The sequence below is a fragment of the Nitrospirillum amazonense genome, from assembly GCF_029594735.1.
GTDB lineage: Bacteria > Pseudomonadota > Alphaproteobacteria > Azospirillales > Azospirillaceae > Nitrospirillum > Nitrospirillum amazonense.
Genome location: NZ_JARPAF010000002.1, coordinates 1,204,374 through 1,223,476 on the forward strand (window position 1 = coordinate 1,204,374; position 19,103 = coordinate 1,223,476).

8 protein-coding genes and 1 tRNA gene are annotated in these 19,103 nt (G+C 69.7%); 3 read left to right on the forward strand and 6 right to left on the reverse strand.

The features are described 5' to 3' along the window. Nucleotides 1-38: 38 nt before the first annotated feature. Nucleotides 39-115: transfer RNA gene (locus tag P5F91_RS11685), tRNA-Met, on the forward strand. Nucleotides 116-208: 93 nt separating this feature from the next. Here P5F91_RS11685 and P5F91_RS11690 read toward each other — a convergent pair. The 6 genes from P5F91_RS11690 to P5F91_RS11715 form a co-directional block, all read right to left on the reverse strand. Further along, the gene (locus P5F91_RS11690) at nt 209-835 is read right to left on the reverse strand and encodes an ECF-type sigma factor (RefSeq protein WP_277907232.1); all 627 of its coding nucleotides are present in this window, start codon (nt 833-835) and stop codon (nt 209-211) included. Nucleotides 836-1,001: 166 nt separating this feature from the next. Beyond that, nucleotides 1,002-2,027 (reverse strand): helix-turn-helix transcriptional regulator, encoded by a 1,026-nt coding sequence (locus P5F91_RS11695; RefSeq protein ID WP_277907233.1) that lies wholly within the window; start codon nt 2,025-2,027, stop codon nt 1,002-1,004. A 122-nt stretch (nt 2,028-2,149) separates the two neighbouring features. Then, nucleotides 2,150-5,002, reverse strand: coding sequence for a protein kinase domain-containing protein (locus P5F91_RS11700; protein WP_277907234.1), 2,853 nt, complete (start codon nt 5,000-5,002; stop codon nt 2,150-2,152). Nucleotides 5,003-5,018: 16 nt separating this feature from the next. Beyond that, nucleotides 5,019-7,844 (reverse strand): serine/threonine-protein kinase, encoded by a 2,826-nt coding sequence (locus P5F91_RS11705; RefSeq protein ID WP_145609745.1) that lies wholly within the window; start codon nt 7,842-7,844, stop codon nt 5,019-5,021. A 144-nt stretch (nt 7,845-7,988) separates the two neighbouring features. Beyond that, complete coding sequence (locus tag P5F91_RS11710; RefSeq protein WP_277907235.1) at nt 7,989-10,034, reverse strand: alpha/beta hydrolase domain-containing protein; 2,046 nt, start codon at nt 10,032-10,034, stop codon at nt 7,989-7,991. A gap of 430 nt (nt 10,035-10,464) precedes the next feature. Further along, nucleotides 10,465-11,691, reverse strand: a complete 1,227-nt coding sequence (locus tag P5F91_RS11715) for an ROK family transcriptional regulator (protein WP_145609742.1) — start codon at nt 11,689-11,691, stop codon at nt 10,465-10,467. A gap of 365 nt (nt 11,692-12,056) precedes the next feature. Between P5F91_RS11715 and P5F91_RS11720 the strand changes: the two genes are divergently transcribed. Both P5F91_RS11720 and pbpC read left to right on the forward strand, forming a co-directional pair. Continuing rightward, on the forward strand, nt 12,057-16,922 hold the full coding sequence (locus P5F91_RS11720; protein WP_145609741.1) for an alpha-2-macroglobulin family protein: 4,866 nt from the start codon (nt 12,057-12,059) through the stop codon (nt 16,920-16,922). Beyond that, complete coding sequence (gene pbpC, locus P5F91_RS11725; protein ID WP_277907236.1) at nt 16,919-19,039, forward strand: penicillin-binding protein 1C; 2,121 nt, start codon at nt 16,919-16,921, stop codon at nt 19,037-19,039. The genes P5F91_RS11720 and pbpC overlap by 4 nt, the downstream gene beginning before the upstream one ends. Nucleotides 19,040-19,103: the final 64 nt, after the last annotated feature.

Below are 19,103 nucleotides of genomic sequence, written 5' to 3' on the forward strand. Positions count from 1 at the left end.
CCCTCATCGCAATGCCCGCCTCCCCCAGCACACATTCCCGCGGGGTGGAGCAGCCCGGTAGCTCGTCAGGCTCATAACCTGAAGGCCGCAGGTTCAAATCCTGCCCCCGCAACCAAATCCCAAAACCCCCGCCCGCATTGCGCAGGCGGGGGTTTCGCTTTTTGGGCCCCGGGCGATCGCATCGGAACAGGAAACCGGCTGGCGGCGCTCAGGCCGGTTCCAACCGGGCCTTGTCGCCATGGCCGGCGCCCCCTTCGGCATCCATGGACCGCCCGGCATCCATGGACAGGGTGTGCAGCAGCCATGCGCGGGCCTTGGTCCAGTCGCGCCGCACAGTGCGGTCGGTGATGCCCAGGGCTTGGGCGGTTTCCAGTTCGCTATAGCCGGCGAAGAAGCGGCATTCCACCACCCGCGCCAGGCGCAGGTTCAGGGTGGCCAGACGGCCCAGGGCGTCATTCACTTCCAGGATGCGCGCGTCACTCTCGGCGGACCCGTGCGCCAGCAGATCGTCGTCCAGGGGCAGGGCCGCGGCCCCGCCGCCCCGCTTGGCGGCTAAGCGGTCGCGGGCGCGGTTCACCAAGACATGGCGCATGGCCAGGGCGGAGGCGCGCAGGAAGTGGCTATGGTCGTTGAAGCCGGCGGTCCCGCGCAGCTTCAGGTAGGCCTCATGGATCAAGGCCGTGGTCTGCAAGGTGTCGCTGGCCGGCAGGCGCCGCCGTTCCCGTCGTGCCAGGCGATGCAGGTCCTCATAGAACAGCGGCAGCAGGGCGTCGGCCGTGCGGACGACTTCTGGATCATCGCTGGGGACGATCAAATCCTGGAGGGTGTCGGACATGGGGCGGGCGGGGGACATGGGGCGGGCGGGGCGGCGGTGGCGTGGGGTGCGGCGGACGGCCGCCACAGGGCTAGCATAGCCACACTCTACCGCGGTGCACCAACATCCGCGCCCCTTCCGATGGCAGACCCCCGTTTGGTCAAGCCGGCCCCTTGATCCCCCTATCCTACCGCAGACCCCGTCGCCACGCCCCCGGCGGCTTGCCGACATGCTGGGTGAAGACGCGGGTGAGGTGGGACTGGTCACTGAAGCCGCAGACCATGGCGATCTCCACCAAGGGCATCGTGGATTCCGCCAGCAGGCGCTTGGCATGTTCCAGCCGGCAGGCCGTCAGCCAGCGATGCGGCGTCTCCCCCACCGACTGGCGGAAGGCCTGCAGGAAATAGCCCGGGGATAGGCCCAACCCCGTTGCGATTTCCCGCAAGGACCGTCCATCCTGAACGGAGGCCAGCAGCATTTCCTTGGCCAGCCGTTCCTGGCGTGGGCTGAGGCCGCCCCGCGCGCGGACCTGGTGTTCCAATCCACCATAGCGCTGGGCGATGTGGGTGCAGAGCGCGAGGATGACGTGTTCCACGAAGAACGCCCCGCCGGCACCGTGCTCAAGGGCGGGCAGCAGACAAGCACCCAGGCGCAAGGCGTCCTCGTCCACCTTGCCGCCGGGGCAGGCGAGGGTCGAGATGAGCCGGGCGTCATAACGCCGGGACAGCTCGTTCAGCGCCGCCCGGGGCACGCAGATCGCCAGCATGTCGAAGGCGGTGGTCATCAGCCAGCGCGGCCGCTGTTCCAGGTGTACGATGGAGACCCCGCCGGCGGCATAGGCGTTGACGGGCGCCTCCCGTCCCTCCCGCCAGGCGCGGTGGTGGGGCAGGGGGGCCAGTTGCAGCAGGACGAGGAAGGTGTCCTCCGGATCGAACGGCAGGGTGGGACGGTGATCGTCAGCCGGCGAGTGCAGGCGCGTGACGCTGAGGCTGGCGTCGGCATGACGGCAATCGACCGACAGGCGGGGGCCTGCCGGCAGATGAAAGCGCCGCGCCAGTTGGGCGATCTGGCCGCTAGTCTTGTGGCCCCCGAGGCCGGCGCTGTCGCTGACGGACAGGTCCGCGGCATCGTCGGCGCCTCCGTCGGCGGGAAAGGGATGGGGCAGGCTCAAGGCGGCCGCTGGATAATCGGCCTGAAGGGCGGGATACGACATGTCCGGGACTTCCTTCCAGGTGGCGCCGAGGTTCCTTTGCTGGGCACTCTGTTCGGCGGGATAACTCACCCGAAGGAAAACCCGGCGGCCGGATCAAACCGGACAGGGGGCATATAAATTTTTTAATGGGCCTGGTTCTTCTCCTCGGCGGCGGCCACCGCATCGCGGGCCTGGCGGATGAGCGGGCTGTCCGGTGCGTCGGTGCGCTGGGCCTCGGCCAGCGCCGTGGCCGCGTCGCGCGCGGCGCCCGCCCGGTCGCCGTCAGCTAGGCGTACCGCCCTGCGGGTCAGCAGCAGGCTGGTATGGATGCGGACATTGTGGAGGGACTTCACCTCGTCGTAGGCGGCGAAAGCTTGCTCCGCTGCCGACATTGCCGCCGCCTTGTCCCCCGACCTCAAGGCCAGGATGGCGCGGCCGGCCCAGGCCAAGGCCACGTTGGGCGAAGCCGGCTGCACCCGCCCCTGCAACGCCAGGATGGCATCGAAGGCCCGGCTGGCGCCGTCCTGGTCGCCGTCCTGTAGCAGGAACCAGCCCAGTCGGCCTTCCGCCTCAAGCAACTCGAAGCTGCCGGGTTCCGCCTCCGCAAAGTCGGCGGCGGCCCGGGTCAGCAGTTCCCGGGCCTCGCTGGCGCGCCCAACCATGCCGTAGGCCCTGCCCAACTGGGAGCACAGCATGCGCAGCATGCTCTCATCGGTCCGGCGCTTCTCGAAAATGGCGCGCAAGCGCTCCAGGATAGGAATGGCCTGGTCGGCACGGCCCTCATTGGTCAGGGCCTCGGCATAGGCCTGCCACACCATCTCCGGCAGCTGATCGGCGCTCGCCTCCCGTGGCACCACCTTGGTCAGGCTTTCGAACAGGGCCATGGCTTCATCCCGCCGTCCCTCCCGGTGCAGCAGCGTGGCCAAGCGAGCTTGGGCGGTCCAGTAGATGCCACCTTGCCCCACGGTGTCCAGCGCCACGGCAGCGGCCCGCTCATAGCTCTGTTGGGCCTCGTCCAGCCGGCCCGCAGGTTCCAGGGCGTTGGCCCGGTTGATCAGGATATAGACCAGGGTGACGTTGTCGCCGCTCTGGCTGAAGCGTGCCAGGGCCTTGTCGTATAGGGCGATGGCGTCGGCATAGTCGCCCATCCGTTTGTGCAGGATAGCGGCGCTCTGCAGCGCCGAGGGATAGAAGGGGTGGTCCGGCGCGTACTGTTCGTAAAGGGCCACCGCTTGGTCGACATATCCACGTCGGACCGCGACGGTGCCGGGGGCGCCATGCAGCGCCTCCGCCTTGCATAGCAGCCAGTAGGCACGCACCGCGGATTTATCCTGAGCGGACGTACGGAGCAGAGTATCCGTCCTGGCCAGCAGGTCGTTTGCCTGGGGCAGGTCGCCGGCCATGATGGCGTTCCACGTCTGCCGCAGCATCATCTCGATGACCAAGGGGTGGCTCTCGCCATAGACCCTGCGCGCTAGCGTGGCCCGCTTTTCCACAACCTGCGCGGTGCGCTCCGGATCGCTCAGCGCGGTATAGAGGTCGCTGGTGATGCCATAGAGTTCCAACGCCAGTTCCGGGTCCTTGGCGAATTCCCGTTCGATACGATCGACGCCCAGGTCCAGCAGCTTTTCCGCCGTGACGTCGCGGCGCTGCTTGTCCTTGGGGAAGCCGGGGTCGTGGCCGGCATAGAGGCTGAGCACGAAGGCCTTGATGGTTTCCGCCCGGGTTACGGCCTTTTGCGCCCGCAAATACTGCCAGGTGACGCCGCCCAAGCCGCCCAGGACGACCAGGGCCAGCAAGCCGGCGGCGGCCAGGGGCAGGCGATGACGTTTCATGAGGCGCCCTAAGACATAGCGCCGAGACCCCGACCGGGCGGTGACGGGCAGGCCGTCGCGCATGCGCTCCACATCCCGTGCCAGGGCGTCGACGGTCCCGTACCGCTGGCCCGGCTCCTTGCGCAGGGCCTTCGCGACGATGGCGTCCAGGTCCCCTGCCAACTTCCTCACTGGCACCGGCGGGGCGCCATCGGACCGCGCGGCGAACTGGGACAGGGGCGGCGGCACCTCCTGCAAGGCGGCGCGGACGGCCAGCGCCAGGGGCATGCCCTCCAGCGTCCAGGGCCGAGCGCCGGCCAGCAACTCATAGAGCAGCATGCCCAGGGCGTAGGCGTCGGTGGCCGTGCTGACCGGGCCGCCCAGAAGCTGCTCCGGCGCGGCATAGCCGGGGGTGAGGGGCGCCAACAGGGTCTCGGGGTCGCCTTCCTCGCCGCTGACGATGCGCTTGGCGATGCCGAAATCCAGCAGCTTCACCTGCCCCTGCGGCGTCACCAGCACGTTGCCGGGCTTCAGGTCGCGGTGGACGATCAGGTTGCGGTGGGCGTAGGCCACCGCGTCGCAGACAGCCAGGAACAGCGTGAGCCGGCCGTCCAGCCCGATCCCGCGATCGCGGCACCAGGCGGTGATGGGCTGGCCCTCCACCAGTTCCATGACCATGTAGGGCTGGCCGTCATGCAGCCCGCCGTCCAGGATGCGGGTGATGGCCGGGTGGTCCAGGGTGGCGAGGATCTGCCGTTCCGCCTGGAAGCGGTCGATATGGTCGATGGCATCCCGCCGGATGAGCTTCAGGGCCACCTGCTGCTCGAAATGGCCGTCGGCCCGTTCCGCGCGATAGACCTCCCCCATGCCGCCCCGGCCGATGACGCCGATGATGCGATACGCGCCGACGCGCTGGCCCGGCGCCAGGCTGGCGAAAGGCACGGCCGGGGCCGTCCCGGGTGGGTCGAAGTGACCCGGACCCTCAAGCGCGGGCCGGTCCAGCCAGGTCTCGTCACGGACCATCTGGTCCAGCAGTCGTTCCAACTTAGCCAGCAGCCCGGCGTCGCCCCCGGTCAGATGCAGCAGGGCCATCGGCCGCTCGGTTGCGGGGAGGTCCAGCAGATGGTCCAGGGCCGCCTCTATGCGTTCCCAGTCCTGGGTCGCGTTCGTCGACATGTCCATAGGCATTCGCTCCCCCTCACGCCCCGGCCGCGATCACGGCGTTGCGCGCCTGGCGGATGGCGGGGCTGTCCGGTGCGTCGGTCCGCTGGGCGTCGGCCAGCGCCAGAGCCGCGTCCTGCCGAGCCCCTGCCTTGTCGCCGGCGGCAAGGCGCACCGCGCTGCGGGTCAGCAACAAGGTGGTGTGGATGCGCACGTCGTGCAGGGCACGGATTTGCTGATAGGCGGTGAATCCCTGGTCCACCGCGGCCTTCGCCGCCGCGATATCGTCCGAAGCCAACGCCAGGCGGGCCCGGCCGGCCCAGGCCAGCGTTGGCGCGATGGAGACCGTGGCCATCGGGTCCGCTTCGGCCACGATCCCGTCGAAAACCCCAGCGGCGCCGGGATCACCCTGGTCCAGCAGGAACCAGCCCCACCGGCCGCGCAAATCCTGCGCCTCTGGATTGGCGGGGGTGGCGGCGTAGGCGTCGAGGGCCTTCTGGAACTCGCCCCGCGCCTGCCCGGCCCGGCCCAGCTGATCATAGGCCTGCCCCAGCAGGGCATGGACCCGCCGCGCCGTGGCGCCCAGGCCGCCGGTCGTCATCAGGCGTGCTTCAAACTCTTCCAGAAAGGGAAGAGCCTCGGCCGCCACACCTTCAACGATGAAGCGTTCGGCATGGATGAGCCGGGCGATGTTGGAATAGTCCGCCGGCGACGGCGGGTTGCTGGGCAACACCTCCAGCATCTTGGCGAATTGTGCCATGGCCTCGGCCCGCGACCCCCGCAGCTCCAGCATCCGGGCCAGCTGCGCGAGACTCATCCAATAGGGCGCGGAGACGCCCTGGGATTCCAAGGCCAAAGCCGACACCCTTTCCAGGTTCTTGCGCGCGTCATCGAGACGCCCGGTGCGCTGCAACACGCTGACTTGGTTATAGAGCAAGGTGATCAGGGTGTCGTTGTCTTGCTCGGTGGCCGGCAGGGCACTGAAATGGTCCAGGGCTTGCTGGAACAGGGCCGCGGACTTTTCGAAATTCCCGACCTGTGCCTGCGCCAGTCCCGCCGCCTGCAACGCTGTCACATGGAACAAATGGTCGGGCGCGTAGCGTTCGAAGGATTTCAGTGTCTCATCCAGGGCGGCCAGGTGCGCGGCGCTGCCGGCTTCCTGCTTGGACAACATCTGCGCCTTGTTCAGCCACCAGCGCGGGCGGATGTCCTCTGCGCTCTTGCCCGCGGCGCGGAGCAGGACGTCCGTCTTGTCCAAAAGCCGTTGCGCGGAGGCCAGGTCGCCGGCTCGCCATGCGTCCGCACATTGGGCCAGCATGGCGTCGATGACGATGGGGGTCGCCTCACCATACGCCTCGCGGGCGGCGGCGACCTTTTTCTCGATTATTTGCGCCGCCCGGTCGCGGTCATCCAAAGCCTCGTAGAGCTGGGTCGTCAACGTGTACAATTCGAGCTCAAGTTCGGGATCGCCCGCGAACTCGCGACCGATGCGGTCGGCGCCCAGGTCCAGCAGCTTTTCCGCCGTCACGTCGCGGCGGTTCTTGTCCTTGGGGAAACCGGGATCGCGGCCGCTGTACAGGCTCAACACGAAATTCTTGATGGTTTCGGCGCGATTGGCCTGCTGTTGCGCTCGCAAATATTGCCAAGTGACACCGCCCAGGCCCCCCAGGATGGCCAGGGTGAGCAGGCCGGCCGCCGCCATGGGTAGCCGATGGCGCTTAACGAAGCGGCCCATGACATACAGCCGGGATCCGGTGCGCGCGGAGACCGGCCGCCCCTGGCGCATGCGCTGGATGTCGCGGGTCAGCTCGTCGACGGTCTGGTAACGCTGGCTGGGCTCCTTGCGCAGGGCCTTGGCGACGATGGCGTCCAGGTCGCCCGTCAGATCCTTCACGGGGACTGGCGGGGCGCCATCGGACCGTGCGGCGAACTGGGACAGGGGCGGCGGCACCTCCTGCAAGGCGGCGCGGACGGCCAACGCCAGGGGCATGCCTTCCAGCGTCCAGGGCCGCGAGCCCGCCAGCAATTCGTAAAGCAGCATGCCCAGCGCATAGGCGTCGGTGGCCGTGCTGACCGGGCCGCCCAGAAGCTGCTCCGGCGCGGCATAGCCGGGGGTGAGGGGCGCCAGCAGGGTCTCGGGGCTGCCACCGTCACCGGTGACGATATGCTTGGCGATACCGAAATCCAGCAGCTTCACCTGCCCCTGGGGCGTCACCAGCACGTTGCCGGGCTTCAGGTCGCGATGGACGATCAGGTTGCGGTGGGCGTAGGCCACCGCGTCGCAGACAGCCAGGAACAGCGTGAGCCGGCCGTCCAGCCCGATCCCGCAATCGCGGGACCAGGCGGTGATGGACTGCCCCTCCACCAGTTCCATGACCATGTAGGGCTGGCCGTCATGCAGTCCGCCGTCCAGGATGCGGGTGATGGCCGGGTGGTCCAGGGTGGCGAGGATCTGCCGCTCCGCCTGGAAGCGGTCGATATGGTCGATGGCATCCCGCCGGATGAGCTTCAGGGCCACCTGCTGCTCGAAATGGCCGTCGGCCCGTTCCGCGCGATAGACCTCCCCCATGCCGCCCCGGCCGATGACGCCGATGATGCGATACGCGCCGACCCTCTGGCCCGGCGACAGTCCATTAAAGGGAGGCGGTGCGATGCCGTCGGCAGGGCCAAGGGCGGCGGGCCGGTCCAGCCACGTTTCATCCCGCTCTGCCTGCGCCAGCAGGGTGCGCAATTCAGCCAGGACGATGGCGTCATCGCCGGCCAGACGCAATAGGGCGGCCGAGCGGCTGCTCGTGGGCAAATCCAGCAGCTGGTCCAGCGCCGCCTCGATGTGGGGCCAATTGGTCTTGGCGGTCATCGACATGGATATCCCTTCCCGGTGAACAGCGGCAATTTTCCACCATATCCGGGTAGGGATATTGGAATCCCTAGATTATTCCGGGAATGAGCGTTGCGCTCGGCGAAGCGATTTTTCCCACCGGGCGCTCACGTCGCGACCAGGTGCGGCTCAGCCGGGAAAGAGATAGCCGCAGCCGGCATCGGCCGGGTCGTGGGCCATGATGCGGTCGTACAGCGCACCCTGGTCGGCCAGCAGACTGTCCGCCTCCTCCGCCAGCACCCAGCCGGCGGCGACCTCGCGGGCGATGGCGGCCTTCGCCTTGTCCAGGAAATCCTGGCGGGTGGAATAGCGGGCGGCCAGCGACGGCCGAGGATCCTGGGCGGCCGCGCGCTCCGCCTCCGTGCGGGCGAAGGGCACGAAAGACCCATCGAAACGGCCCTGGTAGGCGCCGAAGCCGGTCTCCGGCGCCCGCAGGTTCCAGCCGGTGTGCGTACCCAGCGGCACTTCCAGCTCCACCTGTCGGATGCCGCCCCGATCGTTGCCGTCGGCGTCGGGCGCGGGCACGCGGGTGGGATAGGGCTGGCCCCGCGCCGGGGGCACGGTATCGGCGATGCCCTGCGTATAGCGCGGACCGAAATCCAGGCGCGGCGGCATCAGGGGGCTGAGCGGCGGGGTGAGGCCGGGCACCTTGGCGAAGGCGGCCTTGTAGGCGTCGGCGCTGATCAGGGTGCCGTCCGCCAGCGTGGGCACGGCACTGTCCGGCGGCGCCGCCTTGCCCTGCACCCAGTTGTCCAGCGCCACCACCAGTGCGCGCTCCACCGGATAATGGTTGGTGGTGTTGACGCAGGCGGTGTATGGCCAGCGCTCATGGCTGCGGCCGACGTAATGCTGCGACCCCGCCAGCAGGTAGATGCGGGCGGACGGGTCGATGGCGGCGTCCGCCTCGCCGTCCGGCGTGATGTGCAGCAGGGAGGCGGAGCGGTTCCAGTACTCCGCCGAGGTGTTGGCGAAGATCATCTTGGGCAGCGGCCCTGCCGCCCGCGCGCCGTCCAGCAGGGACCCGGTCTGTTTCGTCACCGGGTCGGTGGAGGGCGTGGTGGTGAAGGGGAAGGCGTCGGAGAAGTAGATCTGCTCCACCAGCGGGCTGAAGTGGCGGGTGGCCATGCCGAAGCGCTGGTTGAAGGCACCCTTGCCGGCGCCGGGCACCTGGGCATAGGCGCCGTCGAAGGCTGGGCGGCCTTCCTCATCCCGGTTCCAGCCATTGTACAGCATGGTATCGATGACGCGCCCGGACTGCGAGATGCCGAAGATCAGGGCGCGGTCCAGCGGCTGCTGCCCGCCGAAGGGCTGGGTCTTGAAGAAGGACAGCAGGTCGCGGATACCGGCCAAGCCCACGCCCACCACGTAGGGATCACGGGAGGGGACGACCACCTCATAGATTTTGCCGGTCTGGAAGCCGCCCTTCATGCGCACCTCCACCGGCAGGCCGCCATCGGGGTTGTCCACGAAGGTCCAGGCGCTGCGCGCGATGGGATGACGCGGCGCGTCCGGTGCGTCCCGCTCGGTCAGCACGGCGTCGGGGGCGCCTTCGGTGGCGAAGGGGTAGGGGACGCCCTTCATGCCGACGTAAGCTGCGGCCTCGGCCGGTTTATCGACGATGAACTCATAGGCCGCCTTGCCCAGGATGGGCTTGCCGTCCTTCTCCCGCGCCACGGGCGGCTTCAGGATGAAGGGCTTGTCACCGGGGCCGCCCGGCTGCACGTCCCAGGTCCAGGCGGACCACAGCAGGGTGTAGCCGCGCTTGAAGAAAAAACCGTTGCCGGTGTCGGCCAGGGTGGTGGGGTCGTTGTGCGCCGGACCGTGACCATTGACCTGACCCAGGGCCGCGATGCCGCCCCGGTTGTTGACGTCATAGAACAGGGCGCCGTTGCGGCCGGCCGCGTTGGTGGGGCGCAGCATCAGGAAGTCGGTGGCGAAGACGACATGGCCGTGGCCGTCCTTGGGCGCCAGGCCCAGGTCGGTGATGCGCGCGTTGGCCGGCAGGGCGGGGTCCAGCGCGATCCAGGCCGTGCCCCGGATCTTCTCGTAGGGGCCCACGGTGCCGAAGGGGATGCCATCGGCCAGCACCGTGCGCTCCGTGATCTCCACCCGCTCCACCGCCGCCAGGGCGGGCGTGGCCGTCAGCAGCCCCATCAGGACGATCAAATGCCGCATTGTCACTGCCCCAGTTATTGCTTGTGCGGCGAGGCTAATGCGGTGCTGGGCCGGGATCAACCGGGATGGCCCGCCGTGCCCAGGGCCCGGTCCAGTTCCTGGATGGCGCAGACGATGTGGTAGAAGCTGCTGGCGGGGGCGGCCTCTTCGACGAAGGTGCCGTCCATCCGCCCCCACCTCCCACCACAGGGGATAAGCCTGCTCCACCAGCCAGGCCTTAAGCTGGCCGCGCACGGCGGCGGCGTCGAGGAGAGCTGCTGACGGCATGCGAACACCCTTGGTATGTGGGCCTTTTATTCTCTTTTGCCGTTGTCCCGCACGAGGCAATCGTTACGGCCGGCCACCGAGGCGGACCATAAAGCGGTTCGTTAAAAATTAAAATTGAAATATTAATCTTTTAGATGGTTCAGAGCTGCCCCGCGAGGGCCCATCAGGCGGCGGCCGTTTTCATCAGGGCGGTGCGCGACGGCAGCAGGCGGTCGTTGAAGGGCAGGATGGCGGCCCCCACCGCCGGCGCGTCCATGGCGGTGGCGGCCCGGTAGACCGGGGCAATGACCGGGATGGTGCCGGCATGGGCCTGCAGCCGCTCGGTGATCAGCTGGGCCAGACGGTCCAGCTGGGCGGTGGGCAGGCGCCCGCCCAGGAAGACGGCTTCCGGGTTCACCAGGCAGCTGACGGCGATGATGGGCACGGTCAGCAATTCCGCCGCTAGGTCCAGCCACTGCGCGACCAGAGCCTGCCCGGCGGCGTCCAGGCCGGCCAGTTCGTCCGGCTGGCACAGCGGATAGCCGTTGGCCTTGAGGAAGCCGAACAGGGCCGACAGCGACACCGCCTCCTGCAAGGAGGTCGCCGGCGTGCGGGGGGAGGAGACCGGCAGGAAGCCGATCTCACCGCTGCGGCCCTGGGCGCCGCGGAAATATTGTCCATCAATGACCATGCCACCCCCCAGGCCCCGGCTGATCAGGATGTAGAAGAAGCTGGGATCGCGCAGACCGTGCCCGAACTGCAGTTCGCCCAGGGCCGCCGCCGCCGCGTCGTTCTCCAGGAACACCGGCAGGGGCAGGATGGCGGAGAACAGCCGGGCGACGTTGACGGTGTTCCAGGCTTCATAGCTGGCGGGGCGGTTGGGCAGGTTCACCCGCCCCAGGTCGTCGGGCATGGCGACCCCGATGCCGACGATGCGGTCCTGCGGGAAGGTGCCGCCAGCCTGCAGGGCGTCCACCTGTTCCTTGAAAAAGGCGGTCACGGTGTCGGGCAGGGGAAATTCCACGTCCAGGGTGGCGCGATGGCGCACCTGGCCCAGAAGGTCCAGCACCAGCACGGTAACATGGTCGCGGTCGATATTGACGCCAATGGAATAGCAGCCGTCGGGGTTGATGGCCAGGCGCATGGCCGGCTGGCCGCGCGCGCCGTGCAGGCGCCCCACTTCCATGATCAGGCCGTCGTTCAGCAGGCGCTTGGTGATGTTGGCGATGGCCGGCGCCGTCAGGCCGGTGATGGTGGCCAGCTCCGCCCGGGTGATGGGGCCGCTGACGCGGATGGCCTGCAGCATGACCCGCTGGTTGTGATCCCCCGCCCGCTCCAGGTTCGTGCCCGACAGGCTGGCGCCCAGCGACGGGTGCAGGTCGGCGGTGCGGGGGGGCACAGGCGCGGACATCCGGGCAATTCCTTATTTAAATTTACAAGTTTATGGGCCGGGATGGTGGGGCATCGTCCGTCCGGACACAATGCGCATTTTCAAGGATGCCCTCACCGCGACTCCGCCCGGGAAACCAGGATTAGGACAGGCCGCCGCCGTCATCCTTTCCACCCGCCCAGCCCGCTTTGTGACCCCTCAGGTGGGCTTTCACGCGTTCCGGATCGTGGCCCGTGGAATGGCAAGCTGGCTGCGCGTCATAACCCTGATGGCGATGAACGCTATGATTGCGGATCCGCCTTGACGCCGCCACAAAGCCGCCGCAACGATCGACCGGCGCGGCACTTCCGCCGTCCGTATCCTCCCCTCATATCCCGGGGTCTCGCATGAGACGCTGTGCCGCGTTCGCCGCCCGCCTGGTCACCGCCGCCCTGGCCTTGGCCGCCCCTTTTATGTGCGCGCCCGCACTGGCCGCCGGGCCCCTGGCGCCCTCGGGCAACTTGGCGCAAAGCGACACCGACGCCACCGGCGCCTGCGTCTGGTTCAACGGCGCACTGGCCGAGAACCATGGCGACCTATCCGGCTTCGTGGCGGTGGAGCCGGTGGGGGACGTGGCCGTCACCGCCAATGATCGCCAGCTGTGCGTCAGCGGGCTGGAGCCGGGCAAGGCCTACACGGTCACCGTCCGCGCCGGCCTGCCCGCCGCCGATGGCAACACCCTGCCCAGGAACCTCACCTTCCACCTGACGATGCATGACCTGCCAGGCAGCGTGCGCATCGCCGGCACGGGCTATGTCCTGCCGCGCGTGGGCAACGCCGGCGTGGCCGTGGAGACCGTCAACATCGCCCGGGTGACGCTGGGCCTCTATCGCGCGCCGGAAACGGCGCTGGCCAACCTGTCCCTGAACCAGGACCCGACGGGCTGGAGCGTGGAAAGCCTGGTGAACGACAAGGTGCGGCCCGTCTGGACCGGCACCATGGAGACCAAAGGCGCGCAGAATAAGCGGACCATCACCAACTTCCCCCTGGACCAGGTGCTGAAGGACCGCCAGCCCGGCGCCTATCTGCTGGTGGTCGAGGATGAGAAGCTGGCGAAGGACCGCGACAACGCGACCTATGACCAGCGTGAGGCCCGCACCGCGGCACGCTGGCTGGTCGAGACGGACATGGCGCTGACGGCGTTGACCGGGGGTGACGGCCTGACGGTCGTCGCCCGCTCCCTGGCCAAGGCCACGCCGCTGGCTGGCGCCCGGGTGGTGCTGCTGGCGCACGATTCCGGCACCTTGGGCGAGGCCAAGACCGACGGTGACGGCATCGCCCGTTTCCCCATGGGGCTGCTGCGGGGCAAGGGCGGGGCGCGTCCGGCGCTGGTGGAGGCCTTCGCCGGTGGCCCCTCGCTGATCCCCTTCGCCAGCACGCCGGCCGACTTCGCGGCCCTGTCGCTGGAGCGGGCCGCTTTCGACTTCAGTGCCCGCGGGGCCGACGGCCGCCCGGACCCGGGCCCGTTGGACGCCTATGTCTATACCGAGCGCGGCGTTTACCGGCCGGGCGAGACCGTGCACGCCGCTTTCGTGCTGCGCGACGCCCAGATCCGCACCGCCGCCGTGGACATGGTGGCCGCCGTGGTCCGCCGCAGTGACGGGGTGGAGGCCGCCCACCTGACGGCCAAGTTGAGCAGCGGCGCCGGCACGGTCGATATTCCCATCAGCGCCGCCGCCCCGCGCGGCGAATGGACCATCAACCTATACGTCGCCGGCGGCGATGCGGTGGTTGGCAGCGGCACCTTCGACGTGCAGGATTTCGTGCCGGAGCGGCTGAAAGTCGCCATCGGCAAGCCGGCGACTCCAGCGCTGGCGGCGGGCCAGCCGGCCACGATGCCGGTGGAGGCGCGCTTCCTCTATGGCGCCGCCGCTGGCGACCTGCCGGTGGGGGGCGAGGTGCGGCTGGAACGCGATCCCAAGCCCTTCGCCAAATGGTCCGACTTCGCCTTCGGCCGCGATGACGACAAGTTCGAGCCGCAGACGGCCCCGGCGGTCGATACCCACACCGACGGCGCCGGCAAGGCGTCGGTGGAATTCCCGGTGCCGGAGGCCGGGACCGCCACGGCCCCCCTGCACGCCGTCATTACCGCCGCGGTGGTGGAGCCGGGCGGGCGGGTAACGCGCGACCAGATGGCCCTGCCGGTCACCTATCGCGCCGGCTTCGTGGGCATCCGGCCCCTGTTCGCCAACCGCCGGGTGCGGGAAGGGGGCAGCGCCGACTTCGACATCCTGGCGGTGGACGCCGCCGGCGTGCCGCAGGCGGCCAAGGGCGTGCGCTATGTCCTGGCGCAAGCCGACCGCCACTACACCTGGTATCGCAGCGGCTTCCAGTGGTCCTACAAGACCAGCGTGCAGTACCGCACGGTGGCCAACGGCACGCTGGATCTGGACGGCGCCAAGCCGGCGCGCATCAGCCAGCGCCTGGAGTGGGGCGAATATCGCCTGCTGGTGGAGAATCCGGCCACCGGCGCCGTCACCACCCAATCCTTCTACAGCGGCTGGTACATGGCGGGCGCCAGCACCGACGCGCCGGACGTGGTGCCCTCCGCCCTGGACAAGGCGGCCTACGCGGCGGGGGAGACGGCGCACCTGCGCATCGAGCCGCCCTTCGCCGGCCAGATGCAGGTGGCCATTGCCGGACAGGAGGTCCGCATCCTGGCCACGCGCGCCACGGGCGCGGAGCCGGTGACGGTGGACATTCCCGTGAAGGCGGAATGGGGGGCCGGCGCCTACGCCCTCATCTCCTTCATCCGGCCGGCGGACAAGGATGTGGGCCACCAGCCAGTACGGGCCGTGGGCCTGGCCTGGATTCCGGTGGATTCCGGGGCCAAGGCGCTGGCGGTCAGCATCGACGCGCCCAAGACCCTGCGTCCCCGGCAGAAGGTCGATGTACAGGTGACGGCGGCGGGGGCCAAGGCCGGTGCCTACGTCACCGTGGCGGCGGTGGATGAGGGCATCCTGCAGCTGACCCGTTTCCGCAGCCCCGACCCGCTGGCCCATTTCTTCGCCAAGCGCAAGCTGGGGGCGGAGATGCGCGATGATTACGGCCGCCTTCTGGAAAGCCAGGCAGGGCAGACCGGCGTGCTGCGCCAGGGCGGTGACGGCGGTTCACCCGGCGGGGTGGGCCTGCCGGTGGTACCCACCCGCACCGTGGCCCTGTTCTCGGGCCTGGTGGCGCTGGATGACAAGGGCCACGCCAAGGTCACGCTGGATATTCCCGACTTCAACGGCAGCTTGCGTCTGATGGCGGTGGCCCTGGACAAGGACCGCATGGGCATGGCCGAAGGCGCCATGACGGTGCGCGATCCCGTGGTGGCGGAGGTCATCCTGCCGCGCTTCCTGGCGCCCAACGACACCGCCGCCGGTACGCTGTTGCTGCACAACCTGGAAGGGGCGGCGGGCGACTACCGCGTCACCCTGACAGCGGACGGCGCCCTGAAGCTGGCGGGGGATGCGAAGCGCACCATCACGCTGACATCCGGCCAGCGGGTGGTGCAGCCGGTGGCCCTGGCGGGCGGCCCGGCCGGCATCGGCGGCCTGACCCTGGCGGTTGAGGGGCCGGGCGGGGTGAGGCTGGAACGGTCCTGGCCCATTACCATCCGTCCGGCGGAGGCGCCCATCGTCATGGCCGAGCAGCGCCAGCAGGCCCCGGGCGAGGCCTACACCCTGCCGTCCAACCTGCTGGACCTGTTCTTGCCCGGCACGGGCAGCGTCGCCCTATCCTATTCCAATCTGCCCGGCATCGACGTGCCCGGCCTGATGAAGGACTTGGACCTCTACCCCTATGGCTGCACCGAGCAGACCACCAGTCGCGCCTTGCCGCTGGTGGCCTTCCGCGATCTGGCGCGTCAGTTGGGCCTGGAAGGCAACGTCAAGGATCCGGACAACCGGGTGAACACGGCCATCGATCGTCTGCTGCAACGCCAGGACAGCACCGGGGAGTTCGGGCTGTGGTCCGCGGGCGACGGCCTGGGCGGACCCTGGCTGCAGATGTATGTGTTCGATTTCCTCACCCGCGCGCGGGCCGCCGGCTATTTCGTGCCGGACGTGGCCATGCAGTCCCTGGCCGACTGGGTGACGCAAGCGACCGACCGGGGCGTGGACGCGCGGGGGGCGGACGGCGAGGCGATGGTCTACGGCCAGTACCTGCTGGCCCGGAGCGGCCACGCCACCCCGGCCAACCTGCGCTACATCCATGATGTGACGGCGGAGCAGTTGTCCAACGGCCCGCTGGCCTACGCCCAGCTGGGGGCCGCCCTGCTGGCCGCCGGTGATAAGGCACGGGCGGAGGTGGCGTTCGAACGGGCGCGCAAGCACTTGGGCCAGGGCTCGCACGACTATTACAGCAGCCCGCTGCGCGACGCCGCCGCCACCCTGGCGGTGGCGGCCGAGGCGGGAAACGCCCCCCTGCAGGAGGCGGCACTGCACCTCGCGCTGCTGAGCCTGAAGGAGCCCTGGTATTACAACACCAATCAGAAAAGCTGGCTGCTGCTGGCCTCGCAGGCCATCCTGGCCAAGGGGCAGCCCATTTCCCTGACCACTACCGGCTATGCCAAGGCCGCCACCGGCCGCGCGCTCAGCTACAGCCCCACGCCGGCACAGCTGGCCGCCGGCTTCGGCGTCGTCAACAGCGGTACGGCCGCCGTCTGGCGCACGGTGCAGATGCGCGGCGTGCCCAAGGAAAGCCCGGGCCCGGTGTCGGAGGGCATCAGCCTGACCAAGGAGGTCTACACCATGGATGGCAAGCCCGCCGGCACGGACCACGTCGCCCGCAACACGCGGCTGGTGGTGGTGCTGACCGGTGTGCTGCAGCAGCATGTGAAGCGCACCCTGGTGACGGTCGATCCCCTGCCGGCGGGGTGGGAGATCGAGAGCGTGCTGCGCCCGGCCAAGAAGGGCAGGAAGGCGTTGGATTGGCTGAAGAACCTCAGCCGCGCCGCCGTGGCGGAGGCGCGCGACGACCGCTTCGTCGGCGTGCTGGACGCTGGCCAGCCCTCCTGGATCTACCGGGACGAGGATGAGGACGAGGATGGCGGTGGAGAAGCGGACGAGGATACCGGGCCCAGCCAGAATTTCCGCTTCGCCTATGTGGTGCGGGCGGTGACCCCGGGGCAGTTCGCCCTGCCGCCGGCCTCCACCCAGGACATGTACGACCCGGCGGCCATCGCCCGCACCGCGGCCGGCCGGACGGTGGTGGACGCCGTGCCGTGACGCCGGAATGGCGTGCCCGATTGACCCGCTGGGGGCTGGCCCGCCAGGGCTTTGTCCCCTGGGGTACACGCCTGGGCGCCGGGGTGCTGGCGCTCGCCCTGCTGGTCGTGGCGCTGGACCGGCTGTTCCCGCCGGACCTGCGGCGCTGGCAGGAGCGGTCCACCCTGGTGACGGACGAGGGCGGGGAGGTGCTGCGCGCCTTCATCACTGCGGACGGCGCCTGGCGGCTGCCCATGAGTGCCACCGAGGCCAACCCCACCTATTTGGCGATGCTGCTGGCCTATGAGGACCATCGCTTCTATCACCATCCCGGTGTCGATCCGCTGGCCCTGGCGCGGGCGGCGGGTCAGGCCCTGCGTCACGGCCGCATCGTCTCCGGCGGGTCCACCCTCACCATGCAGGTGGCGCGCCTGCTGGAACCGCGTCCCCGAACCGTGGTGTCCAAGCTGGTGGAGATGGCCCGGGCCCTGCAGCTGGAGGCGCACTATTCCAAGAGCGACATCCTGGGCATGTACCTGACCCTGGCGCCCTTCGGCGGCAATCTGGAAGGCGCGCGGGCGGCATCGTTGGCCTATTTCGGCCGGCCGCCGGCGGCGCTGACCCCCGGGCAGGCGGCTTTGCTGGTGACCCTGCCGCAATCGCCCACCAAGCGCCGGCCGGATTTGGCACCGGCGGCGGCCCGGGCCGGGCGCGACGCCTTGTTGCGCCGCATGGCGGCCAAGGGTGTGCTGAGCCGGCAGGCGGCGCGCGAAGGCATGTCGGAGCCGCTGCCGACGGACCGCCGCCCGCTGCCGTTCCTCGCGCCCCACCTGGCCGATCGTCTGCGCCGTGCCGCGCTGCCGGGCAGCGTCATCGCCAGCACGCTGGACGCCGGCCTGCAGCGGCGGGTGGAGGCCACGGTGCGGGGAACCCAGGATACGCTGGAGCCGGCGGCGGAGGTGGCGGTCCTGGTGATGGAGATCGGCAGCCGCAAGGTGCGCGCCTATGTCGGGGGCAGCTTCACCGGCCCCTTCGGCCAGGTGGACATGGCGGCGGCGCCACGCTCCCCCGGGTCGGCGCTGAAGCCCTTCCTTTACGGCCTAGGGTTCGAGGCGCTGCCGCTGCATCCCGAGACACGCATCAACGATGTGCCCACCGTGTTCGGCGACTACGCGCCGCGCAATTTCGACGGCGGGTTCCATGGCCTGGTCACGGTGCGCGAGGCCTTGCAGCAGTCGCTGAACGTGCCGGCGGTGAAGGTGCTGGATCGGCTGGGGCCCGCCCGCTTCCTGGGCCGCTTGCGTGAGGTGGGGGCGCAGGTGATGTTGCCCCGGCCGGACGCAGCCCCCGGCCTGCCCCTGGCGCTGGGTGGCCTGGGGCTCAGCCTGGCCGATCTGACCAATCTCTACGCTGACCTGGGCGATGGCGGCCAGGCCCGGCCGCTGGTGCTGACGCCGTCGGAGGCGCCGGGGACCAAACGGCCGGCCAAGCGGCTGATGGGCGCGGTGGCCGCCTGGTACGTGGCGGACATCCTGTCGGGCACGCCCCGGCCGGATGGGCGGGCGGCGGTGGGCGAGCGCTGGGTCGCCTACAAGACGGGCACGTCCTACGGGTTCCGCGATGCTTGGGCGGTCGGCTTCACCCCGACCCATGTGGTGGGGGTCTGGGTGGGGCGGCCGGACGGCACGCCCCGGCCCGGCGCCGCCGGCCGCGACATGGCGGCCCCCCTGCTGTTCCGCCTGGTGGACCTGCTGCCCGACCGGGGCACGCCGCCCGAGCCGCCACCCGGGGTGCTGGAGGCCGGGCCCGGCCACGCCCTGCCGCCGGCCCTGGCCCTGTTCGATCGGGGGACGCCTGGTGGCAGCCTGGCCGCGGCCGCCGCCCCGCTGCGCATCGCCTTCCCGCCGGATGGGGCGGAGCTCGAGCGCACGCCCGGCCGCGACGGCGCGCCCGTGCCGGTGCCGCTGGAGGCTCTGGGCGGTCGGCCACCGCTGCGCTGGCTGGTCAATGGCCTGCCGCTTCCGGACAGCGCGAGCGGTGAGGGGGCGGATTGGATTCCCGATGGCATCGGTTTCGCCGACATCGCCGTCATCGACGCCGCCGGCCAACGGGCCAAGGCGACGGTCCGGGTTCGCTGAGCGGCGCGGATATGCGAGGCTGGCCCCGTTTGGTGATGAAGGCCCATTGATGACGCAGGAGGAC

Bases quoted from the DNA above. Each gene is read 5' to 3' on its own strand.
- P5F91_RS11710 (WP_277907235.1), bottom strand. From the start codon at position 10,034: ATGCGGCATTTGATCGTCCTGATGGGGCTGCTGACGGCCACGCCCGCC.
- P5F91_RS11715 (WP_145609742.1), bottom strand. From the start codon at position 11,691: ATGTCCGCGCCTGTGCCCCCCCGCACCGCCGACCTGCACCCGTCGCTG.
- P5F91_RS11695 (WP_277907233.1), bottom strand. From the start codon at position 2,027: ATGTCGTATCCCGCCCTTCAGGCCGATTATCCAGCGGCCGCCTTGAGC.
- P5F91_RS11705 (WP_145609745.1), bottom strand. From the start codon at position 7,844: ATGTCGATGACCGCCAAGACCAATTGGCCCCACATCGAGGCGGCGCTG.
- P5F91_RS11720 (WP_145609741.1), top strand. From the start codon at position 12,057: ATGAGACGCTGTGCCGCGTTCGCCGCCCGCCTGGTCACCGCCGCCCTG.
- P5F91_RS11700 (WP_277907234.1), bottom strand. From the start codon at position 5,002: ATGGACATGTCGACGAACGCGACCCAGGACTGGGAACGCATAGAGGCG.
- P5F91_RS11690 (WP_277907232.1), bottom strand. From the start codon at position 835: ATGTCCGACACCCTCCAGGATTTGATCGTCCCCAGCGATGATCCAGAA.